The sequence below is a fragment of the Candidatus Flexifilum breve genome, assembly GCF_016713355.1.
This window is the reverse complement of sequence record NZ_JADJPI010000035.1, coordinates 938,807-964,691: the sequence shown is the minus strand read 5'-3', so window position 1 is coordinate 964,691 and position 25,885 is coordinate 938,807. Positions and strand designations below refer to the sequence as shown.

Annotated in this window: 19 protein-coding genes; 6 read left to right on the top strand and 13 right to left on the bottom strand. The window is 60.2% G+C overall.

Going from position 1 to position 25,885, the window contains the following annotated elements:
• Positions 1-19 precede the first annotated feature (19 nt).
• Both IPK17_RS27090 and IPK17_RS27085 read right to left on the bottom strand, forming a co-directional pair.
• A complete protein-coding gene (locus IPK17_RS27090; RefSeq protein WP_343420817.1) occupies positions 20-748 on the bottom strand; it encodes an FFLEELY motif protein in 729 nt (242 codons plus the stop codon).
• 276 nt (positions 749-1,024) lie between these two features.
• The gene (locus tag IPK17_RS27085) at positions 1,025-3,682 is read right to left on the bottom strand and encodes a sodium-translocating pyrophosphatase (protein ID WP_502749419.1); all 2,658 of its coding nucleotides are present in this window, start codon (positions 3,680-3,682) and stop codon (positions 1,025-1,027) included.
• 471 nt (positions 3,683-4,153) lie between these two features.
• Between IPK17_RS27085 and IPK17_RS27080 the strand changes: the two genes are divergently transcribed.
• Positions 4,154-4,411, top strand: coding sequence for a hypothetical protein (locus tag IPK17_RS27080; RefSeq protein WP_343420815.1), 258 nt, complete (start codon positions 4,154-4,156; stop codon positions 4,409-4,411).
• 78 nt (positions 4,412-4,489) lie between these two features.
• Complete coding sequence (locus IPK17_RS27075) at positions 4,490-6,493, top strand: S41 family peptidase (RefSeq protein ID WP_343420814.1); 2,004 nt, start codon at positions 4,490-4,492, stop codon at positions 6,491-6,493.
• 97 nt (positions 6,494-6,590) lie between these two features.
• Here the strand turns inward: IPK17_RS27075 and IPK17_RS27070 are convergent, their stop codons facing one another.
• The 6 genes from IPK17_RS27070 to IPK17_RS27045 all read right to left on the bottom strand — a co-directional run bounded on the left by IPK17_RS27070 (position 6,591) and on the right by IPK17_RS27045 (position 15,536).
• Entirely contained in the window at positions 6,591-9,104 is a 2,514-nt protein-coding gene (locus IPK17_RS27070; protein WP_343420813.1) for a glycoside hydrolase family 38 N-terminal domain-containing protein, read from the bottom strand.
• 9 nt (positions 9,105-9,113) lie between these two features.
• Positions 9,114-11,150 carry an alpha-galactosidase gene (locus IPK17_RS27065; RefSeq protein WP_343420812.1) on the bottom strand — a complete coding sequence of 679 codons (2,037 nt, stop codon included), beginning with the start codon at positions 11,148-11,150 and terminating at the stop codon, positions 9,114-9,116.
• A gap of 18 nt (positions 11,151-11,168) precedes the next feature.
• On the bottom strand, positions 11,169-12,053 hold the full coding sequence (locus IPK17_RS27060; RefSeq protein WP_343420811.1) for a carbohydrate ABC transporter permease: 885 nt from the start codon (positions 12,051-12,053) through the stop codon (positions 11,169-11,171).
• A gap of 2 nt (positions 12,054-12,055) precedes the next feature.
• Positions 12,056-12,931, bottom strand: coding sequence for a carbohydrate ABC transporter permease (locus tag IPK17_RS27055; RefSeq protein ID WP_343420810.1), 876 nt, complete (start codon positions 12,929-12,931; stop codon positions 12,056-12,058).
• 272 nt (positions 12,932-13,203) lie between these two features.
• Positions 13,204-14,505, bottom strand: a complete 1,302-nt coding sequence (locus IPK17_RS27050; protein WP_343420809.1) for an ABC transporter substrate-binding protein — start codon at positions 14,503-14,505, stop codon at positions 13,204-13,206.
• Between the two features lie 71 nt (positions 14,506-14,576).
• Complete coding sequence (locus IPK17_RS27045; protein WP_343420808.1) at positions 14,577-15,536, bottom strand: GntR family transcriptional regulator; 960 nt, start codon at positions 15,534-15,536, stop codon at positions 14,577-14,579.
• 88 nt (positions 15,537-15,624) lie between these two features.
• Here IPK17_RS27045 and IPK17_RS27040 point away from each other — a divergent pair, with 88 nt between their 5' ends.
• From IPK17_RS27040 to IPK17_RS27030, 3 genes are read left to right on the top strand one after another with little or no spacing between them, the layout of a single operon-like run.
• Positions 15,625-16,383: an SDR family NAD(P)-dependent oxidoreductase gene (locus tag IPK17_RS27040; protein WP_343420807.1), complete on the top strand. Its 759-nt coding sequence runs from the start codon at positions 15,625-15,627 to the stop codon at positions 16,381-16,383.
• A 12-nt stretch (positions 16,384-16,395) separates the two neighbouring features.
• A complete protein-coding gene (locus IPK17_RS27035; protein ID WP_343420806.1) occupies positions 16,396-17,571 on the top strand; it encodes a mandelate racemase/muconate lactonizing enzyme family protein in 1,176 nt (391 codons plus the stop codon).
• Between the two features lie 6 nt (positions 17,572-17,577).
• Positions 17,578-18,576: an aldose epimerase family protein gene (locus tag IPK17_RS27030; protein WP_343420805.1), complete on the top strand. Its 999-nt coding sequence runs from the start codon at positions 17,578-17,580 to the stop codon at positions 18,574-18,576.
• Positions 18,577-18,622: 46 nt separating this feature from the next.
• On the opposite strand, the gene IPK17_RS27025 is transcribed toward IPK17_RS27030, so the two are convergent.
• Positions 18,623-20,194 carry an FAD-dependent oxidoreductase gene (locus tag IPK17_RS27025; protein ID WP_343420804.1) on the bottom strand — a complete coding sequence of 524 codons (1,572 nt, stop codon included), beginning with the start codon at positions 20,192-20,194 and terminating at the stop codon, positions 18,623-18,625.
• 276 nt (positions 20,195-20,470) lie between these two features.
• The gene (locus IPK17_RS27020; protein WP_343420803.1) at positions 20,471-21,409 is read right to left on the bottom strand and encodes an aldo/keto reductase; all 939 of its coding nucleotides are present in this window, start codon (positions 21,407-21,409) and stop codon (positions 20,471-20,473) included.
• 117 nt (positions 21,410-21,526) lie between these two features.
• Between IPK17_RS27020 and IPK17_RS27015 the strand changes: the two genes are divergently transcribed.
• Positions 21,527-22,570, top strand: a complete 1,044-nt coding sequence (locus IPK17_RS27015) for an arabinan endo-1,5-alpha-L-arabinosidase (RefSeq protein WP_343420802.1) — start codon at positions 21,527-21,529, stop codon at positions 22,568-22,570.
• Between the two features lie 72 nt (positions 22,571-22,642).
• Here the strand turns inward: IPK17_RS27015 and IPK17_RS27010 are convergent, their stop codons facing one another.
• Genes IPK17_RS27010 through IPK17_RS27000 form a run of 3 tightly spaced genes read right to left on the bottom strand, consistent with a single transcriptional unit; the run spans position 22,643 to position 25,782 of the window.
• Positions 22,643-24,034: a family 43 glycosylhydrolase gene (locus IPK17_RS27010; protein WP_343420801.1), complete on the bottom strand. Its 1,392-nt coding sequence runs from the start codon at positions 24,032-24,034 to the stop codon at positions 22,643-22,645.
• Positions 24,034-24,879 carry a carbohydrate ABC transporter permease gene (locus IPK17_RS27005; protein WP_343420800.1) on the bottom strand — a complete coding sequence of 282 codons (846 nt, stop codon included), beginning with the start codon at positions 24,877-24,879 and terminating at the stop codon, positions 24,034-24,036. Before IPK17_RS27005 ends, IPK17_RS27010 begins: the two co-directional genes overlap by 1 nt.
• 12 nt (positions 24,880-24,891) lie before the next feature.
• The gene (locus IPK17_RS27000; RefSeq protein ID WP_343420799.1) at positions 24,892-25,782 is read right to left on the bottom strand and encodes a carbohydrate ABC transporter permease; all 891 of its coding nucleotides are present in this window, start codon (positions 25,780-25,782) and stop codon (positions 24,892-24,894) included.
• Positions 25,783-25,885: the final 103 nt, after the last annotated feature.

Sequence of the window (25,885 nt, the reverse complement as noted above, 5' to 3'; positions counted from 1 at the left end):
TGTTTGGTGTGCTCAACTGTCATTCAGAAGTGACAAACGGGTCAGGTAGGCGATCCCAGATCTGCTGCAAAATGCGTTTCTCACGGGTTTCGATGGCCTGCGCGAACGGGTCAATGCTGCGGATGTGCGCGAATGCGGCATAGCCACGCCGGAGAAAGTCGTAGATCTCTTCCCAGCCGAGGCGATGCGCCAGCGGTTCAGCCAGTTTCAGCCCGAAGTTCACCATGGGCAGATGCGCCAAGGCATTGACTTCGCGCACGACTTTGACGAGCAGATCGATTTGCTGGTGGCGGGCGTCCGCATTGGCGCAGCGGCGGTAGCCTTCGGCGTAGGTCGCGCCGTCGATGCAGTCGGTTACGTCGAGTTGATCGATGAGCACGCGCACCAACTGCTGATCGAGTTGATCGGTCATTTTGGTGAGCGTGAGCGCGTCTTCCATGACTTTGACCACGCGCGGCGGCAGAAGCGGCGAGAGCAGGTGATGCAGGCGCTGCACGTCGTAGTTGCGCTGGCTAAAGTCACGCGCGGCATACAGATCGCTCAGGAAAAAGGCGCAGGCTGGATGAAAGCGCGGGTCGGCCAGCAGATCGGCGTAGGTCGCGGCGAGCCGCGCGGACTGCCAGGTGCGCAGCAGTTCCAAATCCCGATCCAACTGCATCTCGGCGATCAGTTCGCGTTTGAAGTTCGTGCCGCTGCGAATTTGGGCGGCGGCTTGCAACTGCTGCAGGGGATCGGGATTCTTGTCCATCGTGGTTCACACCTTCATATACATCAATTTTGATGGGGGCGTTCAGTCGTCCCCAGTGTCAGTTACTGTGTTCTTGATGTTCTGTCCTGTAGCTCTTAGAAAACCCGGGAACTTTCTCGTAGGGGCGCACGGCCGTGCGCCCCTACAATCCCATATCTGATTTCTACAGAACTCGAAAATTGTCGTGTAGGGGCAGACCTATGTGTCTGCCCGGATGTGGGCGCACACGTAGGTGCGCCCCTACAATCTTTCATGGGTTTCTTACGCTAGCCTACTTTAATCGCCCGCGGGCGCATGCGCCTTCTTGAGTTCCTTGGGCGGGGCGGCGATTTCGACCGTGTCAGTGTCGCGGTCGCTGCGGCGGATGCTCAGGACGATGAGTACAATGCCGATCAGCGAGATGATCACCACCGGGAGGGTCGCATCGGCGGCCTGGGTCTGCACGACCAGCGGCGCCATGATCAGCGCGACCAGATTGATCACCTTGATCATCGGGTTGAGCGCCGGACCCGCTGTATCCTTGAACGGATCGCCAACGGTGTCGCCGACGACGCTGGCTTTGTGGTTGGCGCTGCCTTTCCCACCCATATTGCCATCTTCGATGTATTTCTTGGCGTTATCCCACGCACCGCCCGCGTTCGCCATGAATACTGCTTGGAGCTGCCCGGAGACGATCACGCCGACGAGGAAACCGCCGAGCGCCTGTTCCTTGAGCAGCAGCCCGATCACGATGGGGGAGAGAATGGCGATCAAGCCGAGCGGGATCAACTCCGTTTGCGCGGCGCGCGTGGAGATCGACACGGCCTGCGCGTAATCGGGCGTGCGTTCGCCCTTCATGATTTCCGGAATTGCCAGCTGCCGCCGGACTTCGGCCATGATGTAGCCTGCCGCGCGGTTGACGGCCTTGATCAGCAGACTGCCGAAGATCAACGGGAGGCACGCGCCGAGCAGCACGCCGATGAACACGATGGGATCGGCCAGGTTGATCGAGCGGGTGAAAGTGGCGAGGCGTTCTTCCGGCATGACGCGTTCAATGTCGATGAAGAACGAGCCAAACAGCGAGACCGCGGCGATGACCGCCGAACCGATGGCGATACCTTTGGTGATCGCTTTGGTGGTGTTGCCCGCCGCGTCGAGGTCGGCAAGGATTTGCCGGGCGTTGTCGTCGAAGTCTTCGCCCGCCAGTTCCGCAATCCCATTCGCATTATCGGAAATGGGGCCGAACGTGTCCATCGAGACGTTATTGCCGGTGTGCGAGAGCATACCGACGCCGATCAGCGTGACGCCGAACAGGGTATACACGAAGCGGTTGTCCGCACCCACATCGCGCATGCTGATGAGGAAGAGCGCGAAGACCATGATCCACAGCGCCTGGAAGATGCCGCTCACCACGTCTTTCTTGAGGAAGCCGCGGATGATGGCGACGACCGCGATCAGCGCGCCCACACTAAACACCGGGAGCGCCCATTCCTGCGGGAAGTTGACGCTGAACACGAGCACCGAAGCGAGGATGCTCGCTACGATCACAATGGCTGACCACACGCTCGACATGTAACCGAGCGACACGCCTTCGAGGATGACGAGCGCCGGACCAAAGACCGTCGATTTGGCGATCTTCTGGACACGGGGGCTCTTGGCGCTGGTCGCGAACGCGGTCAGCGGGTTGAAAGCGACCGCCAGCGCGACGCCGATGGCCACCATCGCGCCGAGCGACAGGTGCGACAGTAAATCACCGCCGGGGTCTTGCGCGCCTGCATAGAACACGGCGAGCAGGAAGGTCGAGATGATGGTGATGGCGCTGGAGATTTCGTAGCTCTTGTACATCGCTTCTTCAGCATCGTCGACTTTCCACATCGAAACGGTGTACGTTCCAATAATCGAACTGACGACGCCGATGCCACGGACGAGCAGCGGCAGTACGATCCAGAATAACTGCCCGGTCAGCGAGGTGAGCGCGAGGCCGAGGATCAGGCTGGAGACGATGGTCACTTCGTAGCTTTCGAAGATATCGGCGGCCATCCCGGCGCAGTCGCCGACGTTGTCACCGACGAGATCGGCGATCACCGCCGCGTTGCGCGGATCGTCTTCTGGGAGATCTGCTTCGACTTTGCCGACCAGATCCGCCCCGACATCCGCCGCCTTGGTGTAGATGCCGCCGCCCACACGCATGAACAGCGCGAGGAGTGTGCCGCCGAAGCCGAAGCCGAGCAGTACATCCGGCGACGCCTTGCCGAAAATGATGAAAATCAGCGTGCCGCCGAGCAGACCGAGGCCGTCAGTCAGCATGCCGGTGATCGTGCCGGAGCGATAGGCGATGGTCAGCGCGCGCTTAAAGCTCACGCGGCTGGCCGCGGCGACGCGCACGTTGCCCTGCACGGCCATATTCATGCCCATGAAGCCGACGGTCGCGGAGAAAATTGCGCCCATCGCAAAGGCGAGCGCGCGCCCGGTGGCGACGCCCGTCACTGCCGAGGGACACTCGACGCGCGCGGCGACACGTTCCGGATTGAAGTCGGCGTAACCGTAATTGGTGGCGATTTGCTTGGGCGTCTCGGCGCGGAGCGCGAGCGCCGCCAGAACATTGGCTTCGGTGATTCCTCCCGGGGCATAGGTGCTGATATCAAGGGCATAAGCGGCCTCGACGTCCGCCGGGCAGAAGAGCTCATTGGCTTCTCCCGTCGGCTTGACAAGGGCGACGCTCAGGAACATAGCAATGGTCAGAACGACAATCAGAATAGCAATGGTGCGCAGCTGCGTGCGGAGGTAGGCGTTCGCGCCGTCCTTGATGAACCCCCAGACGCGCTGCATCAGTTGGCTGCCTTTATCAGCCGAGAAGGTTTGGCGGGCCAGCCAGTAGGCATAACCCAGAGCAATGAAGGCGGTAGCGAGGACAACGAGGATGAGGACTTGCTCGAATACTTGGATACCCTGCATAGCTTGCATTGTAGTATTCCCTCAATAGTTTGGGCGTCCCGCGGTGGGGACAGTGGAGAAGGGATAGAACAGAAGGTGTGGATACGAGGAATGGTGCCGGAACGGGCTGCGCCCCGAATCACTGCGCGGAGGGAGAACCTGGGGTGCACGCAGGATCCATACTTCTTGATGCCAGCGCATGTCTTGCCAAGGCAGTGCTGACCCTGTTGCATCCATGATAGCCTCCTTCGGATGCACGGTTCTGCTGGACAATGCCTCATATGACAGATTATAGGCTGGCGCGACGGGAAAACGCTGTGCTCAAGATCACCGCCAAAACGGACGAGTGTCACTAGGGACTAGATGATTTGCCTAAGTGGCTCCCCACTAACGCCCTACGCGATTTGCACAAAATTACATAGTCGTTCCCCCATCTGAGTGAAGGTGTGGTAGAGTTTCTGTGTCGGTTTATTTTTACCCAAAGGAACGAAGATGCAATTTAGACGAATGCTTCTGGTCGTCTTCCTCCTGCTGCTGGTTGTGGTGCCAGCCGCCGCGCAGGATATGCCGGATGCAGAACTTCAGGATGACGAAGGTGGCGTCACCTTCGTGACGGGCCAGTTGGCTTACACCAACCCGAACCTGCCGGACTTTGGCACGCAGCCGATTGTGTTCCTCGGCGATATGTCGGAAATCTTCGGCGGTGAATTCGAGTTCTCAACCGAATACCTCAATCTGGAATCGCCGTAGTTCCTCGCGACCATCACCTCGCCGATTTCGGAATCGCCGTTCTCCTTTGAGCTGCGTCTGCCGATTGATCCCGGTGGCGTGCTCGCGGATGTTGACAACGACGGTGAAGAAGATGCCGGGATTTCGCTGTACAACATGAACTTCAGCTTCAACGGTATCGACGACCCGTTCATCGACGACCGCGAATTCATCTACTACCGCTCGAACAACCAGAGCCTCGACTTCGCCACGCTGTATCAGGTGAACGGTGGGCGCGTGCTCGTGTGGGCGCCAGATGATCAGCAGGGTTTCCCGTCGGGCTTCGGCGACGACGGTGAAATCTTCACCGAAGATGACCCGATTGTGCGTATTCCGGCGGGTTGGACCGTGGTCGACCTCGACAGCGATCCGTTCACCTTCATCCGCTCGAACGAAGCGACCGTCGACGTGATCGAATCGGCGGGCGAAGAACTGCCCGATTTCTCGAACCTCGGCTACGCCGACGCCTTCTCCGGCATGATCGACATGATGGAGAACGAATACGCCTTCACCGAACTGAAGGGCATCGACTGGGAAGCGCTGCGCGCCGAATACCTGCCGCGCTTTGAAGAAGCCGAAGCCAACAACGATTCAGAAGCGTATCAGCTCACGCTGCTGGAATTCTTCGAGACCGCCGTGCCAGATGGCCACTTCGGCATTGGGTCGCAGTTCCTGTTCTCGCAGGGTCTGCCCCCGGGCATTATGGGTGGTCTGGGGCTGGCGATTGTGGAACTCACCGATGGTCGCTTCATCGCCAACTACGTCGGCGAAGACACGCCCGCCAGCGAAGAAGGCATTGAACTGGGCGCGGAAGTCCTCGAAATCAACGGCACGCCGGTCGCCGACGCGATTGCCGACCTGCCCGGCCTGAACCCACCGTACAGCAGCGACGTGCTGCGCCGTCTGGAACAGATTCGTGAAGTGATGCGCTTCAACATCGGCGACGAGGTTGAACTGACGTACCAGAATCCGGGCGCCAGCGAACCGACGACCGTCACGCTGACGGCCATCGAAGAGAGCGCCAGCCGCCTATTCTCGCGTTCGAACGTGTATGGTGAGCCGCGCAGCTCGAATTTGCCGCTCGAATACGAAATCCTCGACAACGGCTACGGCTATATCGCCATCTACAGCTTCAGCGATGATATTCTCGCGTCGGTGCTGCTGTGGCAGCGCGCGCTGGCATTGTTCAATTCGTCGGGCGTGTCCGGCATTATCATCGACATGCGCTACAACGGCGGCGGTTCGCCCGACATCTCTAACCCGATGCTCGGCTACCTGTTCGAAGAGGAAGTCTATGCCGGGACGAGTGGATTCTACTACCCGGACATCGACGCGTTTGAGCTAAATCCGTTGTACGATACGACGATTGTCCCCGCGCCCGATCCGGCGGATCGCTACCTCGGGCCAATTGCCGTGCTGATCTCCCCGGCCTGCTTCAGCAACTGCGAATTCTTCACCTACACGCTCACGCTGCGCGACAACGTGGAAGTCATCGGCTTCTACCCGACGGGCGGCCTCGGTGGTGGCATTCAGGAATTCGCCATGCCGGACGGCGTGTTCGCGCAGTACACGGTGGGGCGTGCGGTGGGCGCGGATAACGAAATTCACATCGAAGGCACGGGCGTGCCGCCGACGATTGCCGTCCCAGTGACGGAAGAAACAGTTTTCGCCGAAGGCGATGTGCTGCTCGATGCCGCGGTCGCGTGGTTGGACGAAGCGTCCGCGCCGCCGCTCACCGATGCCGGCCCGATTGCGATTGGCGACGCCGTCAGTGGTGAGCTGGCTGTCGGCGAGCGCGCGTTCTACACGCTGACGCCGGAATCCGACGCCACGATCAATATCGCGCTGGGCGACGAAACGGGTACATTCGACACCGTCCTGCGCCTCTATGACGCGGCAGGCGAAGTGTTGGCCGAAAACGACGACTCATCGGCGGGCAATACCTACAATTCGCTGCTGGAAGCCGTCGAAGTCGTGGCGGGTGAAACCTACTACGTCGAAGTCGCGACCTACGACGACTCGGGCGAAGGCGCGTACAACCTCACGATTGAAGAAGCTCCGTAGCATTCTCCATAAAATTGGTCGGGCGACCCACTGGGTCGCCCGACCGTGTCGCCTTACTGCCTTCCATGTATCCACAGCGCAGCCAGTGCGCTGATGTCTACCGCACTTCTTCCAGTAAATTGCAAGCCTGCCACGTGCTGCCCTTGGCGATTTTGAACGTGCGAATCTGGTAGGGCGTGAACTCCGCAATGAACGGCGCTGCGCCATCCAGTTCAATCGTCGCGGTGACGCTTGTGCCTGCCGTTTCCTGCAACCGGATCACCAACGCGTCTTCGGTTTCCGCTTTTTTGAGCGCGCCGAGCACCACGCTCGACGGCGAGACTTGCAAGAGTGGCGCAGGGTTGGCGACCGCTCCGGTCGATGGTGTCGGCGCGAAGTAGGCGAAGAATTTCTCCAACGGGTGATTCAGTTCCTGCGCGGCGGCGACCAGCGCCCCTGCGGTTTCCGCGCGATCTTCCCCGGCGACGATGCGGAACTTGGTGTTGATCTGTTCCTGATCCATGAACGTGTACGACTTGTTCGGGTCGGCGTCCGTTTCCAGCGGCGACCCGTGAATCGCGCCGCGGGCGACGCTCAGGTTGAGCTTGCCATCCGCATTCACGTCAAAACCATTCAATCCATTATTGGCGACCCCGACATTGACATGATGCGAATCGAGCCGTACCCAGCGGCTGAACGGGTATTCGCTGGCATCCGCCGGGTACTGCGCGATGCCGTACGGGATTTCCGCGGACGGGCGGCAGTTCCACGCGGTGAACGGGAACTGCAGCTTGAGCATTTTGGCGCGCGCGCCCATATACAGCGTCGTGTTCAGGTCGATGTGTGGCAGGTCGGCGTACAGCGTGAAGCGCAGCGAGGCGCGCGTATGCGCCCAACCGCTCAGGCATTCGACCGTCACCCACACGTCGCCGTTGGTGATCACGCGCACGCCGGGGCCTTCGCGCGACTCCGCCCCGACGAACGCGCCGACTTCCGCCGGGGACAGAATCTCCAGCGGGGCGAATGGCTCGTTGAAGACAGCGCTGAAGTCGCTGCCCCACGCGTTCGGGCGGTCTTTCATAGCGATGAAGCGCACCGCCCCGTTGAGCAGGTCTTTCCCGCTCGCTTTGTGGATGAGCGAGACGAGCCCACAGGCCCGATCAAACGTCGCGGTCCAGAACGGCGTAGTGACGGAGATGGCTTGATCCGTCTCCTGCACAGCGATTCGGCGCTCAAAGGTTGGCGCGGGCTGAAAGCGAATTTCGTAGCGGCGGATGCTCAGCGAGGGAACGTCTGCGATGAACCCGCAGAACGGTTTCCACGCATTCTCGTCGAGGATGATCGCGTCGCCGCCGCGATTCTGTGAGGTGACTAACGCGCCCTGATCGTCGTAGAGCGCGTACTCTTTGTAGGCAGGTGGGGGCGCGTAATCGCTCAAAAAGTTGAGTCCGACCGCAGTGCGAATGGATGTTCCGTGCGGGTTGCCCACGTAGACGGGGATCGTTTCCGGCGTCGGCGCAACGTGCGGCATGAGTGCATGCTGCCCTTTGACAATCACGCGGCGGGCGACATCATGCGCGAAGCCGAACATGTCATCGACACCGCCGATGGCTTCTTCCGAGAGCGAACCGCACAGCGTATCGTGAAAGCTGTTGAACAGATGCCGTTTCCACGCCTCGCGCAGTTGGTCGGCGGGGTAGGGACGCCCAAAGCGCCACCACGCCGCCGCTGCCCAGCGTTCCGCCGAGGCGAGCAGGGCTTCGCCCTCGCGCATCTGCCGCTTGATCGGCGCGACGCTGGTATACGTGCCGCTCAGCGTGCGCTGCAGTTCACCCTGATACACGGGATACTCGTGCAAGTACGGCTGGTGCGCCGCGTAGAACGCTTCCGGCGTGCTGTGGCGGATTTCGACATCGGCGTCTTTGAATTCGGCCAGCAGCTTGCGGAAGTTGAGCAGTTCGGCGCGGGTCGGCCCGCCGCCGTGATCGCCTAACCCCCACATGACCAGCACATCGCGCCCAGTTTGCCGCGCCCGCTCGACGCCGCGCCGCGTCTCGCGCTCCGGCGAGCCCGGCCACGGCGTGCAGTACCATGCGTCGGGGCGTACGGCGAAGACTTCGCTGCCATCGGCGCTGCGCCAGCGGTAGTACATCCCCGGCAGGTCGAGGAAGCGGGTGTCCGGTCGGTAATGGATGTACATCTTGAAGTCAGCGCCGCTCAACAACTGCGGCAGACTGCCCGGATGCCCGAAGGTGTCGAAATTGTATGAGACGGACGGGCGCACACCGAATTTCTCGGCGAAGTAGCGCCGTCCTTCGAGGATGACGCGCACGAGCGTTTCGCCGCCGGGCAGGTTGACATCGGGCTGCAAGTACCAGCCGCCGGTGATGTTCCAGCGCCCGCTGGCGACATGCCCGCGGATGCGTTCGAACAGCACCGGATCATACTCTTCGACCCACCCGTAGAGCACGCTCTCGTTGTGGTTGAACACGAACTCCGGAAATTCATCGAGCAGGTTGGCCGCGGTTGTGAAGGTCGAAATGGCTTCCCGCAGCCCTTCTTCCCACGTCCACAGCCACACCGGGTCGATGTGCGCGTTGCAAAACAGGTGCACGACTGGACGACTAGACATCGGCAGCCCTTACAGCGGCGTGACCCGCACGAGCAGCGAGCCTTCTTCGGGCAGGTTGTCGATGTTCAAACCCGTCTGCATCAGGTCGCTGCCCAAGCACGCGCCGAGATCTTCGCCCTCAAAGCCGGCAATGCGATACGTGCGGTTGGGCTGCAAGTCTTGCAGTTTGATGCTGCGCGCTGCGCTCGCCCCCGGCAGGCGGAACACGAACAGCAGATTGTCGCTCGCGTCGGGCAGGCGATACTGGAAGGCGCTCCAACGGTCGCCGCCACCTTCACGGGTCGGTTGTCCCGTCAGCCGATACAGATCGGCCTCTTTGACGAAGCGGCGCACATGATTTTTGAAGACCTGCACGTGCGTGGTCATACGGGCATCGACCCACGCGGGCAGTTCCGGCAGCTTCTGCGAGTAGCCGAACACGTTCAGCATCGAAATGCGCGTGTAGTAGTCGAACTGGTGCGGCTTGAGCTTGGGATCACGCGGATTGAAGATTTGCGGCGGGATCGGATCTTTGTTGATCCATTCGCCGAAGCTCCAGTGCAGGCAGGCATCCGGCGCGACATGCGTCGTTGCGCCCCAGAATAACTGCAAATCGTGGACGGGGTAGTCGGGGTCGCTGAGGAAGTGCATGTCGATGCGGCGCAGCAGGCCAAGGTCGATGCGCAGCCCACCCGACGAGCAGCCTTCCAGCACAACTTCGGGGAATTCGCGGCGGATGCGTTCCAGCACGCGATAGTAGCCCATGTAATGCTCGTACAGGCCGTCGCCCGCCGCGTGACCGTGATCGGTGCGGTTGCAGCCCGCGCCGGGGTCGAGGTTGAAGTCGAGCTTGATCCAGTCGAGGTCATACTCGGTGATCAGGCGCTTGAGCGTCTGGTAGCCGAAGTCTTCGCCTTCCGGACTGCCAAAGCACACATAACCGAGGCGTTCACCATCGCGCAGCGCGACCAATTCGGGACGCTTTTCGGCCAACTGCGCTTTGACGCCCAACGCTTCGATTTCGCACCACATGCCGAACTTCATGCCGCGGGCATGGGCGTCGTCGGCCAGCGGTCGCATTCCCTGCGGGAAGCGCACGGTGTTGACCACATCCCAGTCACCGCGGTAGTCGTACCAGAACGAGGCCGGGTCGCTGGGGCCGAACCAGCCTGCGTCGAGCATGCAGATTTCGACGCCCATGCGCTCCGAAATGGCGATGTTTTCGTGGAAAATCTCAGCGCTGATGTGATCGTCTTCGTATGACCACCAGTGATTCCATTCGACCGGGACTTTGGCCGAGAGCGATGTGCGCGGGTACCAGTGGCGCCGCCCCACGCGCGCATACTGCTGCGACACAGCGTTGAGGTCTTTGCCAAGTACGAGAATTACAATGGGCGATTCCATCGACGCGCCGGGGGCGAGCGTTTTGGCGAATTCCCAGTCGTGCAGGCCGCCGCTGAGCTGGTAACCGCCGCCGTGAATGGGATCGAAGCGGAATACCCAGTTGCCCGACCACGCGACGGAACCCGACAACACCGCCCCGCTCACGTGGGTGAGCGCGAACCACGGATGCATGCCTTTCGAGGAACGTCCGAGCTTGGTTTCAACGACTTTAGCGCTGTCGAGCGGCGTATAGACCGAGGTGAATTCGGCACCCCAATCTGATGTGTAGTAGTGGAGGGCATATGCGCCCGCGGGGATGTCCAGCGCGAACGAGTCGATGCGCGTGACGGTGATCGCTTGCTCGCCCGTGCAGCGCACCACCTGCCACGACTCGGTCAGCGCGGTGTCCGCGTAGACCTTGAGGTGATGATCGACTTCGAAACCGCTGCCTGTGAAGCGCGCAATCAGGTGCTGCACGCCCGCGGTCGCATAATCGAAGTCTACGGCGGATAGATCCAGTGTGGCGCTGGTATGGCGCTGACCGTCAATGGTTACGGCAAACAGTGCGCCGTCGCCGTTCGCGCGCAGCCACGAATAACCTGCGCCCGCGTAGCTGGCGTAGGCGAGATGCTGATCGCGGCGCAGGCTGAAATCGAGCGCGGCGGTTGAGAGTGCAATGGTCATGTGCTTGGAGGCTCCGTGTTACTTGCCGATGCCGGCAGAAATGCCCTTCACCAGATACTTCGAGAAGATAATCAGTACGACGATGGTCGGCAGTGACGACATGAGCAGCCCAGTCTGCAGCAGCGGTTCGTTGGTGATGAAGCGCCCGACGACCATCGCCACCGAGGTCGTGATCGTGCGCTTGTTTTCGTCAGGCAGCAGCAGCAGCGCGAGGATCAGCTCGTTCCACATGCTGAGGAAATTCAAAATGCCGAGTGTCAAGATCGAGGGGCTGCCGATGGGAAGGATGATCTTGCGATACACCTGCAGCAGCGTCGCGCCATCGATTTTGGCCGCTTCGATCAGTTCGTCGGGGATGCTGCGAAAGCTAGCGCTTAGGAAGAAAATGCTGAACGGCAGGCTGCCGACCGCGTACATCAGAATGACCGACAGGTAGTTGTTGATCATTTGCAGGCGGGAGAACAGCAGGTAGATCGGGATGAGCAGCACCTGGCCAGGGATCAGTTGCAGCGAGATCAGCATCAAGAAGAAGACGCGCTTGCCGCGAAAGCGCAGCTTGGCGACGGCAAAAGCCGAGAGACTGCCGAGGAACAGCGACAGGAGCAGGGCCGACCCGACGATGAACACCGAGTTGCCGAAACTCCGCAGGAAACCGTAGGTCTCGATCATGATGCGAATGTTGTCGAGGTGTAAACCCTGCGGTAGACCGTACGGGTTGGTGAAGTACTCGGTGCGCTCCTTCATGGCCGTCATCGTCATGTAAAACAGAGGCAGCAAGGTGCTGGCCGCGACGAGGCACAGCAGCAGGAAGACCGGAACTTTCACCAGCAGCGTATGGCGGAGTTTGTCCCGGTCGCCAGAGGCGTAGGCCGAACTGGGCAGCGGGCGAGATTGAGTGGCCATTACTAGTTGGTCTCCTCATCAAAGCGGGCGACGCGCAGTTGAATCACCGTGAGAATGAGCGTGATGACCGCGAGCATCAGCGCAAGCGCCGCCGCCTGACCGAAGTCGAAGCCGCTGAACGCCTTCTGGTAGATGAAATAGTCGAGAGTGGTGGTTTCGTAGCCGGGGCCGCCGTTGGTCAGCACATAGATCAGGCCGAACAGCGACAGGAAGGTGTAGATCACGTTGATGACGGTGAGGAAGGCGATCACTTTGGCGATGAGCGGGATGGTGATGAAGCGCAGACGCTGCCACCAGTTCGCGCCGTCCAAACGCGCCGATTCGAAGATCGTCGGGTCGATGGCGGTCATGGCGGAGAGCAAGACGAGCATTCCGTAGCCGAATCCGCTCCACACGAGCACGAGAATGATGACGATCATGGATGTGCTGCCGCGCGCTAACCAGTCGATGGGTTCATTGCCGAGACCGATGAGAATCTGGTTGATCGGCCCGCTGTAGTCGAACAGGCGGCGGAAGAGCGTACCAATGACGACCGTGGAGATCACCGAGGGCATAAAGAACACGACGCGGAAGAAGCGCCAGCCCCAGACTTCCTCGTAGATCAATGCCGCGCACACCAGCGAGAAAAACAATACCAGCGGCACCGCCGTCAAAAAGACGAAGTTGTTGCCGAGTACGCGCCAAAGAATGGGCGAGTTGAGCAGACGCACGTAGTTGTCCAGCCCAATCCACGTGAAGTTGATACCGTTTGCCGTCCGGTTGAAGCTCACAAAGATCGCATAGCCGATGGGGTACAGCAGCAGCACGCCGATCAGGAGGATGGCGGGCAAAATGGCGATATAAGCGAAACGCTGTTCAGCTTTTGCCAGCTTATTCATACGAAAGACTCTTTTCCCAAAAGGAGTGGCCTGTTTATTCGGGATATACGGGTGTCAGATACTGTAACGTAAGGGCAAGGGCTTCTGTCAGTTCCGTAGGACAGCGTGAAGTCTCGGTTTTCAACCTCACCCCTATCCCTCTCCTAGAGGAGAGGGGAGATAGGCGGTGCTTTTCAAGTCCCCTCGCCCTTGGGAGAGGGGACTTAGGGGTGAGGTTGAACTGATCACGCTATTACTTGCCTTGCCCCTACAAAACCAGTGACCTTTATGCGCTACGGCATGGCTTCGTAGGCGGCTTGCAGTTCGTTCGCGGCATCTTCCGGCGTCATCTGACCGATGAACACGGCGGCGTTCAGGCGATAGAACATGTTGTTGATTTCGCCCGGCATGATGTTGTCGAACGGATAGATGGTGCGGCCATCGAGCAGCAGACGCGCCTGTTCCTGCAGCAGCGGGTTCTGAATGACGTTCGGATCAGCCTGCAGGTGATTCGACGGTTCCGTCTGGTTCAGCGCGACATACAGGTCGAGGACGTCGGGGCGCAGCAGGAACTTGATGAAGGTGACCGCTTCTTCCTTGTGCTGCGAGTAGTTGGAGACGGCGAGGGCGATGTTCGGGCCACCCGCGATGCCGCCGGGGTAAACCGAGGCTTCCAGCGTCGGGATGGGGAACAGACCGACGTTATCACCGAAGATGTTGACGAGATCTTTGTTCGCCCAACCGCCCTGAATCCACATGGCGGATTCGCCCTGCGTGAACATGAGCTGGCCTTCGCCGCTTGGCGTGGAACCGGCATCAACGTTGGTCAGGCCGAGATCGTACATCTGACGATAGGCATTGTACGCGGTGATCCATTCGGGGGAATTGATCGGCACTTCGCGTGACCGCATGTCGAAGAACACCTGCGGACCAGCGAGACCGCCCACCAGCGTCGCCATGACCCACGCGCCCGTGTAACCTTCCTGTTCGCCGATAGCGAAGGGCAGCACACCGTTATCTTTGATGCCCTGCGCGAGGGCGATCAGTTCTTCCCACGTGGCCGGGGGTACGAAGTTGTCCATATCGACGCCACCTTCAGCCATCTTTTCCTTGTTGTAGTAGATGGCGAAGTACGAACCCGCGCCGTACGGCACGCCGAGCAGTGGGGCGCTCGGGTCAAAGTTGTCGTGGACGGAGTCCCACCCGACGATCTGCGCGATTTCTTCTTCCGTGAAGTAGCTGTCCATTGGCTCGATGAACGGCGAGAAGCTGATCAGGCTGCCGCCCGCGAACTGATTGAAAACATCGGGGCCGTTGCCGGCAATGCTGGCAGCGCGCAGGAGCTGATCAAACGTGCCGAGATCGGGGGCTTGATGCACACGGTCAATGATGATGTTCGGATATTCTTCCTGGAACATATCAATGGCGCGCAGGATGAACTGCTCTTCCCGAGGCCCATCTTCGACAATGGCGAACAGGTTGTCCCAAAACACGACGTGCACGGGTTCCTGCGCGGCGACGGGTGCGATGCCGACTGCAACCACTAGCAGACTGCACAACAACAGTATGTGAATGCGAACACGATTTTTGAACATAATTTACTCCCAATACAGAATCCCACTTAATTTGCTGCTCGGTTCTACGGGCGGATGTACCCCCCTCAAACCTATGTAGCCGGGTGCAAGGCCGCAGTTTTATGCGTCTGAATCTCGTGGACGCGGCGGCTCACGAACTGGATCGACTGCTCGTCGATCTGAAAATTGACCACGACATCCGGTGTCCGCCCGGTCAACTGCGTGACTTGGTCGGCGCAGGTGTGCGTGACGACCAGATGATCACAGGTGCGCGCTGCGGCGACAACGGCGTCGAGATCGGTAATCGTGACCGCTTGAATGCTGCGGTCCGGGTAATAGCTGTACAGCATATGTTTGAGCATGTGGGTGGTGGTTTGCAGCGTGGCGACGATGCCCATATTCGGTTTGGGCAACCGCGCAATTTTGAGCATGGTTTCCGGCGTGATGCGCGTGTCGATGCCCACCACGTGGTCGCGCCCGCGCCCCACCTGTTCCACTACTTCCGCGAGATGGTGGAAGGTCGTCACGATGAGATCGTAGTCCTCGGCGATCCCCGCCGGGTCGGCGTTGAGTTCGTCGAGTACGCCGCAGTGCACGTCCATGTCGAGCGTGCGGCTGAGATAATGGCCCATTTCCGTGCTGTCGTGCGCGTTGCACTCGTAGAAGGCGATGCGGACGCTGCCCAGTTCAAACACATCGGCGACGGCATTGGTCAGATGTTCCAGCGTGTCTTCCGCAGTCAACCCGGCGGCGAGCGCCTGCCAGACCAACTTGACCGCCTGCTGGTAGAAATACGCGCTGAATTCGCCTTGCGGCTGCGTCTCCGCGATCTCTTTGACGAGGAAGCCCTTGCGCCCACCGGGCAGGCTGGCAATCACGCCGATGTCGGCCAGCATCTGGTACGCCTTGTTGACCGTGTTGCGGTTGGAGCCCAGTTCTTCGGCGAGATCACGCACGGATGGCAAGCGGTCGCCCGATTCGTACTGGCGACTCATAATCCGGTTGATGATCGCTTGCTGGATTTCCTCGGCGGTGACCAAATCTTTGGGCACGAGTTTTGTCCTGTGGCTTGCGACAAGTGACAGTATGAGTTAGTGTATAGACCATCATTGGATTTGTCAAATCAAAGGCTTGGTCACTATGCACCAACGCAAGCGGGTTATTGTCACCGGGGCCTCATCCGGCATAGGCCGGGCGACGGCTGTCCGCTTTGCCCGAGAAGGCTGGGATGTGTGCGTGATGGCGCGGCGCGAAGCGCTCCTGAACGATCTGCGCGCGGAACTCGCGGCGGGGCAGCATCTGGTCTGTGCCGGATCGTATGATGACCCGGCGACCATCGAAAAGTTGCACACGCTGCTGCGCGCCGAATGGGGGAGCGTGGATGCGCTGGTCAACAGCGCGGGAGTGTCGATGGGCGCGGATGTGATCAACGCGCCGCTGGATGAATGGCGCAGACCGTTCGATCTGATGTTCAACGGCGCGGTCTATGTCACGCGTCTGGCGGTACGCCTCATGCCGAACGGCGGGCGCATCATCCACATCACGTCCATTCATGGCGAACGCGCCGAAAATGGCTCGTCGGCGTATGCGATGGCCAAGGCGGCGATCAACCAGTACTGCCGCGGTTTGGCGCTGGAGCTGGCGCCGCGTAATATTCTGGTCAACGCGCTGGCGCCGGGCTTCATCAGCACGCCGATGAGCATCAAAGCGGACGGCGAGAACGAACTCGACAGCGAATGGTTCCGCCAGAACTATGTCGACGGGCATCACCTCCCCTTGAAACGCGCCGGTCAGCCGGAAGAGATCGCGGGCGTGGCGTATTTCCTTGCGGGGCCAGATGCGACGTACATTACCGGGCAAGTCATCACCGTAGATGGCGGGTTGACGATTACTTTTTAGTGAGACGTTTGGATGAAAATAGAAGCGGTCGACTTTTTTTACCTTTCCATGCCGCAAGTTGAAGATATTGGCGACGGCAGTCAGGACGCGCTGCTTGTACGCGTCGCCGCGGGGGGCTATGTCGGGTGGGGTGAATGCGAAGCCGCGCCGCTCGTCACCATCGCGGCGATGATCTGCCCGATGTCGCACAGCGCGTGCAAGCCCGTGCTGGCGTCTGTGCTCGGCGCGTCGCTCGACTCGCCCGCAGATATCGCGCGGATTCACGCCGACGTGCATCAAAACAGCATGGACTTGCTGCAAGCTGATCACGCGCTCTCTGGCATCGATATCGCGCTCTGGGATCTACTCGGTCATCGCTACCAAGAGCCCGTCTGGAAGCTGCTCGGCTATGAGCGGGCGTACCCGAAAACGCCGTATGCGTCCATGTTGTTCGGCGATACGCCACAGGAGACCTGCGACAAGGTGCGCGCGACCCGTGAACGGGGTTTTCGCGTCGTGAAACTGGGGTGGGGGCCATACGGCAAAACGACGCCGGAAGCCGACCGCGATCAAGTGTTGGCGGCGCGGGAGGGCCTTGGCGCGGACGGACTGCTGTGCGTCGATGCGGGGACGGTCTGGGCGGACGATCTCGCGTTAGGTGAGGCGCGGCTCGCGGCGCTGCGGGAAGCCAATGTCTACTGGCTGGAAGAGCCGTTCCACACCGGGGCATTGCATGTTTATAAGGCGCTCGCCACGCTCAGCGCACCGATCTATATTGCGGGCGGTGAAGGCGCGCATAACGAACACATGGCGCGCCACATGATCGATTATGCGGGCGTGGGCTACGTGCAAATCGACACGGGGCGCATCGGCGGCATCACCGTCGCCAAGCGCGTGACGGACTACGCCGTTCAGCGCGGCGCGCGCTACATCAACCACACGTTTACGTCGCATCTGGCTTTGAGCGCGTCGCTGCAGCCGTATGCCGGAGTGCGTGAACATCACCTGTGCGAGTATCCGGTTGAACTCAAGTCGCTGGCTTATGATTTGACGTCCGAGCACCTGCTGCCGGATGCGAACGGCGATATTCAGACGCCCGACCAACCCGGTCTCGGAATCGCGCCGGACGTGGCGGCGCTCCGAAACTACCTGGTCGATGCGGAGATTGTCGTGAACGGTCAAACGCTCTACAAGACGCCCGCGCTGTGAGGTCAGATGGCCGCGACGATTGATGCCCATTGGCACTATCACGGCGTCCGCGCCGTCGTGCTCGAAAATCGATTGCTGCGCGTCGTCGTGCTGCCGGAAACCGGCGGACGCATTTACAGTCTCGTCCATAAGCCAAGCGACACCGAATTTCTGTGGCATAACCCGCGGATGCATCCGCGGCTAACGCCCTTTGGGACGTCGTTTGACGACAATCTGGTCGGCGGCTGGGATGACTTGCTGCCAACCGTCGATGCCTGCATGTACAAGGGCGAGGCGATCCCCGATCATGGCGAGGTGTGGGGTCTGGCGTGGGACTGGCAGGTCATGGCGACGGCGGATGGTCAGCCCTGTCTGTTCACGGCGGTCAGCGCGCCGATCACGCCCGTGCGCCTTGAGCGTTGGCTGAGCCTTGATGCCCACCAACCGGAACTGCGCGTCCGCTACCGTTTGACCAATCTCGCGCCGCAGCCCGTTGATCTGTTGTTCGGGCTGCATCCCATGTTCGCCATCAGCCCGACGCACCGCCTTGACCTGCCGCCAGCGCGGATGCTGGTCGAATTGGCCTCCGCTGAGCGGTTCGGGCAGGTGGGGCAGGTGTACGAGTGGCCGCACTTGCCGACTAACTCAGGCGCGGTCGATATGCGTACGATCCCAGCGTCCGATAGGCAGGCATACGCTGGCCACTACGCGACCGAGACCACCGCTGGATGGTTTGCGCTGACCGACACGGCGAGTCAGGTAGGGTTGGCGTTCGTCTACCCGACGAACGTGTTCAAGGCGTTGTGGCTGTGGATGTGTTACGGCGGGTGGCGCGATCATTATCACCTTGCCGTGGAACCGTGGACAGGGTATCCGGTCAACCTCGCGCAGGCCGCCGCTGCCGGACGCCAGTTAATTTTGGCGGCGCACCAGTCGCTGGAGTTCAGCGTGACCGCGTTCGCGTATACCGGGCGCATGGAGGTCAGCGGGGTCGATCAGCGGGGCGAACACTACACCGCGCGGTGAGTCTAGCGGATCCAACGTCGTCCGAAAAAGCGCGTGTACCTCGTGCCTACGAGTCGCGTTTTCCCCGTCGTCGGAGCAGGCGCAGCGGGACGCCGAATACCCTGCGTCCGCCATAGACGATCTGGCCGAGACCCCGCGCGACGATCCCCGGTGGCGGCGGATCGAGCAGGGGATAGGGTTCGCAATTGCGTGCAGCGAGAACCTGATTCGCCGCGGCAATCGCGGTCGTGCAGGAGCGTTCCATCCACAGCGACGGCGTTTCCCAGTCGATCCAGTCCCCACAGGCGTAGACATCCGGGAAGGGCGTGCGCACCCCGAGACAGTCGTCGGTCGGCACGCGGAAAATCGTCTGCGTTTTGCTGTTGCGGCGCACCGCGCCATGGACGAACGCGCCCCGCAGTTCGGGGAAAGCGCGTACCACTTCGTTGACGCCCTGCAAAATCAGCAGATTGTCCGGCTGATCGTTGTCCTTGCTGGTCGCGTACAGGTGCATTTCGATGGTGCTGCCCCCCGTCGCCGCATGCCACGCGCGGAATGGTGTCTGCATTTGATCCAGCCAGAAGTAATTGTCAAAGGCGAAGTCGCCGGTGAACATACCGCTGACGACGGCGTCTTTCGGCGTCTTGGTGAACCACAGACGCACCGTGGAGGTGTGAATGCCGCCGGGAATGCGGAGCTTCGACGCGGTCGGCGCGGTGTTGGGCGATGCGCCGAGCAGATCGGCGGCGGCGGGCGGGTCAAGCGCGAGGATCACGTGTTCGGCTTCGGCAGTGCGCGGCCCGCGCTTCGCGTCTTCGATGCGGATACGCCAGCCCGATTCCGTGCGGATCAAGCTTTTAGCGGTCGCGCCGTAGAAAATGCCGCCGCCGAGTTCTTCCAGCTTGGCGATCATCGGGGCGATCAGCGCTGTGTTCGCATCGGCGGGCAGAAAGTACGGATGCCATGTTTCGCGGTTGAGCATGGTGAAAAAGCGGAGCGCGGCGATGAACCCCGTCAGCGAAATCTCTTCGGCGGGGGCGGCGAGCAGATTCTTGCCGAGGCCGACGAAGGTCGCCTTGAGGTTGGGCGTCCAACCGCGGAAGTATTCGCTCATGAGCAGTCCATCGAGTGGGCGGCGCTCGCGCAGCGGGTCAAAGCCCACGGTCAGCAGCACACTGACGAGGAAACCGGGCAGTGACAGAAAGTCGAGCGGCGTGATGGTCGACCAGAAGCGCGGTCGGAAGAGCAGCTGCAGGTAGTGAAAGGGCGCGGGCAGCCAGCGCGACCGCACCGCCGTCCCGGCTTCAACGCGGCGCACGGCGCGCCCCCAACGGTTGATCCACATTTCGCCGGGGGAGGGCACGAGTTCGATGTCGAGAAAGCGGTCGAGCGTGGCGCGCATGTTGACGTAGCCGCCCCACAGCGCGTGCATGCCGTGTTCCGTGGGGAACGCCCAAGTCTGACCGCCATATTCGAACGTTTCGGGATCGCCCCCCGCCAGTCGTCCACCGGCCCACAACTGATCCGCTTCGAGCACAAGCGGCGTAAGGCCGCGCTCGGCGAGGTGCAGCGCGGCCGTCAACCCCGCCAACCCGCCGCCGATGATGACGACCGGGAAAATCTCTTGGTTACCTGCCATGCATGACCCTACTCTGTGATCGACAACGTTCTAGTTGTACCCGATTTTGCCAGTTTGGCGCGTAAAGAGGACTGGGGCAAGGCGCACCGATCGCTACGTAGAATAGCGTGAAGTCGTTTTTGGAGCCGCGGACGCAAGGTGCGTCCCTACCCCCGGACCACTTTCTTGTAGGGGTGCGATTTTTCGCGTCCGCAAATTCCAAAGTTGACCTAGCACACGTATTCACGCTATTCGATGCACTTACTGAAGCACCTTGCCCCAACCGCGATGCAAACCTTATTCCGTTCCGGCGCGGTTCAGGCGATCCATCTGTTCGGCGCTCAGGTTGACGTGCAGCGCATCGAGGTTTTCCGCGAGCTGTTCTTCGGTGCTGGCGGCGATCAACGGGATGACCTGGCGCTGGAGCATCCACGCGAGGATCACCTGATTGACGCTGGCACCCGTTTCCGCGGCGACGGCACGTAAGGCTTCGAGGCGGCGCTCATTGTCCGGCATGCTGAATTCGGAGCGCAGGGCGCGATCCGCGCGGGTATACGCGCCGGACTGCAGCACACTGTAAGCCAGTAGGGTGATGCCGCGTTCGGCGATGTAGTCGAGCAGGTCATCGTTCACCATGATCTGCGGGCTGACGTTGGTACCGGGACGCAGACGCAGATAGGTGTAATGCTGCTGAACGCAGCAGTACTGCGCCCACCCGTGCGTTTCGCTGATCCATTTGGCCTGTTCCAAACGCCACGCGAGATAGTTGCTGCCGCCGATGTAGCGGACTTTGCCCGCCTGCACCAACTGATTGAACGCTTCGAGCGTTTCTTCGAGCGGGGTGGTGCGGTCGTCGACGTGCGCGTAGTACAGATCGATCACATCCGTGCCGAGGCGCTTGAGGGTTTTATCGCACTCGGTGGTGATGTCGGCGGCGTGCAGGCGTTTAGGCACGTCGCCGTAGTTGAAGCCGACCTTGCTGGCGATCAGAACCCGGTCGCGGTTGCCGCGCTGGCGCAGCCATTCGCCGAGCAGGACTTCGCTTTCACCGCCGCGCCCGCCAGCGACCCAGTGCGCGTAGATGTTGGCCGTGTCGATGAAGTTACCGCCTGCCGCCACATATTGATCCAGCAAGCGGAAAGACGATGCCTGATCGTTTTTGGTGCCAAAGTACATGGCGCCGAGGCACAGTGAACTGACCTGCAAATCTGTTTGCCCGAGAGGTTGGTACTTCATCGCAATCTCCTTCGTCGTGTGGTGAAACTGAAGTTTGTTGATTCAGTATTCAATGCGTAAAATAAATGCATACGATTAACTGTATTCGATTTCAGTCGAAAGAAAAGGTTACTATCAATGAGTAAATTACTCAGCCGCCGTCAATTTGTGCAGATGGGGGCAATTTTAGGCGCAGGGCTGACACTTCCGCAAATTGTGTTGGGGCAAGAGGTGACTCCGGAAGTGCCGCCAACGTCGCCGTTTGAAGTCACGGGCAGCATCGGGTATGTCCATGATCCGGTCGTCATTCGCGGCGAAGACGCCTACTATCTCTTCTATACGGGTAATGGCATCCCCTACCGCAAGTCGACCAATCTGGTCGATTGGACGCGGCCTTTCCCGCAGTCGGTATTCACGAATATGCCGGATTGGATCGAAGCGGCCATCCCCAATCAGCAGGCAATTTGGGCCCCAGATATTTCTTACTACAACGGCAAATATCATCTTTACTATGCGGTCTCGACGTTTGGCAGCAATCGTTCAGTGATTGGTTTGGCGACGAACATCACCCTGAACAACGCGCGCGAAGACTACCAGTGGGTGGACGAAGGTCTGGTGATCGAATCGCAGACCGGGTTCAACTATAACTGCATTGACCCGAACCTCGTGATCGATCAGGAAGGCGTGCCGTGGTTGGCGTTTGGCAGTTACTGGTCAGGCATCAAAATGCGCCGCATCGATTACGCGACCGGGAAACTGTCGACGGAAGACGAAACGCTGTATTCCATCGCTTCTAGATCGAACACGACGACAGCAGTGGAAGCGCCGTTCATCATCTGGCGTGACGGTTACTACTATCTGTTCGTCTCATTCGATCAATGCTGTCAGGGGCTGCAAAGCACGTACCGAACGATGGTGGGACGCTCGGAAGCGATCACCGGACCGTATGTCGATGCCGACGGCGTGCCCATGATGGAGAGCGGCGGCACACAGGTTACGTTCCCCTCTGAAGAGTATCGTGGCCCCGGTCACTGCGCGGTGCTGCAAGATGAGAACGGCACCGACTACATTGTCTACCATGCCTATGCGTACCGCCGGACTGGGCAGCCCGTGCTGCGCATCGATCCGCTGGTGTGGGATGCCGAGGGTTGGCCGCACATTGAAGGGCAGGGGCCAGCCTGACCCCTGCATGCCGATTGAAACGAACAGGGCGCAGTCATCTGCGCCCTGCATGATTTTCGTCAAAGATTGTGTTTAGCGGATGAGACGGAAGGTCGCATCTTCCCGCGCGCGTTGATTGCTGCTCTCGGTGATCGGCGTCAGTGCCAGCACCCCGAACAACTGCCCGATGTATTTGCCCGGCTGACTGAATGATTCGAACGAACTTGCCTCAGGGTCAGAAAAACCCGCGTGGAGAATCCACGTCGCATCTTCGGCAGCCAAACCGGGAACCAGCATGAACATCGAGTCCGCGACGGGCGTCGGGTTAAAATCCTGCTGCAGTGTGAACGCCGAATGCCGCAGGTAGGCGCTGTCGAGCGCAGTGGCCTGAAGACGTACAACATCGATTGGGGGCAGCGCGACATCCTCGCCTGTATCACCCGAGGGGAGGGGGATCGGTGTGTCGAGCGCCAGCGGTTCGCCGAGATTGGGCGTCCCATCTTCGTTCCACGTGATCGGCTGGACGCGGGTAGTACGGGTGCCATCGCAGCCGTACGCGGTCGAATCGTTGGCGTGGTAGACGATCCAATCCTCTGTACCATCCGGCGAGCGGAAGAAACCGTTATGACCGGGGGCATACACGCCCGCCGCGTCGTTGCGCACGAAGATCGGCTCAGGGCTTTTCACCCATGATGCTTCGTCCAGCGGATCGCCGCCGGTGTACGTCAGCATGCCCAGTTGATAATTCGGCGCATTGCACGAGCTGGCCGAATAGACGATGAAGACATCGTCGTCGTGGTAGAGCGCGACGGGGCCTTCGTTGACATTGCCGTTCAACTGTTCCCACGGGTAGGTCGGCGAGGCGATGCGCGTTCCCGGACTGCTCAACGTCCACGGATTGGTCATCGGGGCGATGAAGAGGCTTTGCAAGGGGCCAACCCACGACGAATACAGAAAGTAGACCGCGCCGTTGAGTTCGAGCACGCTGCCGTCAATCATCCAGATATCGTTGGCCGCATACCAGACGCGCCCTTTATACGTGTACGGGCCGAGCGGATCCGTGCCGGCGCTTTCGAGCACATGGGTGCGCTGAAGGCCATAGGTACCCGCGACGCCCGCTGTGTAATAGAAATACCAGTGCTGTTCGCCGTCCGGGCCGGTCAGCAGGTGAAACTCCGGCGCCCAGAAGTTGCAGCAGCGCGACGGATCGGTTTCGTGATAGATTTCGACCGCTTCGGCGGTTTTGAGGCCAGCGAGCGTCGGCGAACGGCGCATGTACCACGTCGACGACCACGTGGTTGTCGCGAGGTAGTAATTTCCTTCGTAGTAGGTCAACCACGGATCCGCGCCGCCGTTCGCGTTCAGCGGATTGAGGAACGTCCCCGGTTCATCGGACTGCCCGCCCACCAGACTAACAGACAGGAGCAGGCAGGTGAGAATGGCGCTGAGCAGTCCGATGCGCCGGAGGAGGGGTGACACTGGCATCAGCGGCCACCCATACCTGTGAGCGTGACGCCCTGAATAATGCGGCGCTGGAACAGCGCGTACACAATCAGAATGGGCGTAGTCGAGAGCACCACACCCGCGAGGATCATGGGGCGGTACTGACCGGCATATGACGACTGAATGATCGACAGACCAACAGGCAGCGTACGGGTTTCCAAGCTGCTGGTCACGATGATCGGCCAGAACAGGTCGTTATAGTGTCCGAGGAAGACGAAAATCGCCAGCGCCGTGAGCGCATTGGTCGACAACGGGATGATCACGTGGCGGAAACGTCCGAAATAACCCGCGCCGTCGAGCACCGCCGCCTCTTCCAATTCCGCTGGGATTTGCATGAAGAACTGGCGGAGCAGGAAAACGCCGAAAACGTTGGCCGCGCCCGGTAAGATAAGCGCGTAGAAGGTGTCCAGCCATTTCAAATCACGCATCAACAGGTAATTGAGAATGAGCGTGACTTGCCCGGGGATCATGATCGTCACCAGCAAGATGCCAAACAGTAAGCGATTGCCAGGGAAGCGCAGGCGGGCGAAGGCATAGGCCGCGGGCGTACAGACGATCAGCACGGCGATGGTGTAGCCCGAAGCGGCGAACAAGCTGTTGCGCAGCCACAAATCCAGACGGACATCCTGCTGGGTGAGAACGAGATTATAGCTCTCAAGCGTCGGTTGGGTGGGAATGATGCGCGGAGGCCAGCGATTGACTTCCTGGTTGGTCATCAGGGATTGTGAAACGGTAATCACCAGCGGGAACAGCACAATCGCAGAGAGGATCGCCAGTACCAGATAGGTCGGCCAGTGGCGGACCATCGATGATTGTCTGAAGTTCATGCTCGATTTCCTCTAGTACTCGACGCGACGGCTGATGACGAGGAACTGGACGGCTGTGATCAAGGCCATGATCACTGCAATGGCCACAGCGACCGCAGCGCCATACCCCATGCGGAAAGCGACCCAGGCCTGCTGATACAGGTAGATGATCACGGTCCACGATGAGCGTCCCGGACCCCCGCCACCCGTTATGATGTAGGGTTGTCCAAAGACCTGAAAATGGCTGATGATTCCGGTCACAGTGATGAACAGGATCGTCGGACGCAGCAGCGGTAGTGTAATGCGGAAGAAGATCTGCCGCGCATTGGCGCCGTCGATTCTGGCCGCTTCATACAGATGCTCGGGAATACCCTGCAAACCAGCGACGAAAATCAACATCGGGAACCCAAACGTCCACCAGATGGTCGCCATACTGAGTGCCGGGATCACGAGATTTGGGTCACCCAGCCAGTTAATCGGGCGAATGCCGACAAAACTCAGGAAGTAGTTGATGACGCCAAACTGGGTGCTGAGGAGCCAAGTCCAGACCAGACCCATCGCGCCGACCGACATGAGCTGCGGGATGTACAGGAGCACCCGGAAAAAGGATTGCCCGCGAATCGGGCGCGTCACGGCGATTGCGGCCAGCAGCCCGACCGTCGTGGTGCCGATGACGGTGACGACGGCGAAGTAGATCGTGTGAACGACCGAGGTCCACCAGATCGGGTCATCGAGCAGATCTGCATAGTTGTCGAAGCCGACATAAGGCACGGATGGACGCAGGAGCCGCCAGTCGTAGAAGCTCATCCCCACGGACGAGATGGTGGCGCGAACGAAGAAGATCGCAAAGAAGATGAGAAACGGTGCTAAGAAAAGATACGCTGCAATCGCCTCTCGGCTTTTCAGGTTAATTGAAAAAGGCAATGCTAATCGTTTTGGCTCAGTGAGCCTCGGTCCAGTGATTCCAGCCATACGCCAACAGGCTCCCTAAGAGACCTTATATATACGTGGTACTGTCATTACAAAA

Bases quoted from the DNA above. Each gene is read 5' to 3' on its own strand.
- IPK17_RS27090 (WP_343420817.1), bottom strand. From the start codon at position 748: ATGGACAAGAATCCCGATCCCCTGCAGCAGTTGCAAGCCGCCGCCCAA.
- IPK17_RS27085 (WP_502749419.1), bottom strand. From the start codon at position 3,682: ATGCAGGGTATCCAAGTATTCGAGCAAGTCCTCATCCTCGTTGTCCTC.
- IPK17_RS27080 (WP_343420815.1), top strand. From the start codon at position 4,154: ATGCAATTTAGACGAATGCTTCTGGTCGTCTTCCTCCTGCTGCTGGTT.
- IPK17_RS27070 (WP_343420813.1), bottom strand. From the start codon at position 9,104: ATGTCTAGTCGTCCAGTCGTGCACCTGTTTTGCAACGCGCACATCGAC.
- IPK17_RS27065 (WP_343420812.1), bottom strand. From the start codon at position 11,150: ATGACCATTGCACTCTCAACCGCCGCGCTCGATTTCAGCCTGCGCCGC.
- IPK17_RS27060 (WP_343420811.1), bottom strand. From the start codon at position 12,053: ATGGCCACTCAATCTCGCCCGCTGCCCAGTTCGGCCTACGCCTCTGGC.
- IPK17_RS27055 (WP_343420810.1), bottom strand. From the start codon at position 12,931: ATGAATAAGCTGGCAAAAGCTGAACAGCGTTTCGCTTATATCGCCATT.
- IPK17_RS27050 (WP_343420809.1), bottom strand. From the start codon at position 14,505: ATGTTCAAAAATCGTGTTCGCATTCACATACTGTTGTTGTGCAGTCTG.
- IPK17_RS27040 (WP_343420807.1), top strand. From the start codon at position 15,625: ATGCACCAACGCAAGCGGGTTATTGTCACCGGGGCCTCATCCGGCATA.
- IPK17_RS27035 (WP_343420806.1), top strand. From the start codon at position 16,396: ATGAAAATAGAAGCGGTCGACTTTTTTTACCTTTCCATGCCGCAAGTT.
- IPK17_RS27030 (WP_343420805.1), top strand. From the start codon at position 17,578: ATGGCCGCGACGATTGATGCCCATTGGCACTATCACGGCGTCCGCGCC.
- IPK17_RS27025 (WP_343420804.1), bottom strand. From the start codon at position 20,194: ATGGCAGGTAACCAAGAGATTTTCCCGGTCGTCATCATCGGCGGCGGG.
- IPK17_RS27020 (WP_343420803.1), bottom strand. From the start codon at position 21,409: ATGAAGTACCAACCTCTCGGGCAAACAGATTTGCAGGTCAGTTCACTG.
- IPK17_RS27015 (WP_343420802.1), top strand. From the start codon at position 21,527: ATGAGTAAATTACTCAGCCGCCGTCAATTTGTGCAGATGGGGGCAATT.
- IPK17_RS27010 (WP_343420801.1), bottom strand. From the start codon at position 24,034: ATGCCAGTGTCACCCCTCCTCCGGCGCATCGGACTGCTCAGCGCCATT.
- IPK17_RS27005 (WP_343420800.1), bottom strand. From the start codon at position 24,879: ATGAACTTCAGACAATCATCGATGGTCCGCCACTGGCCGACCTATCTG.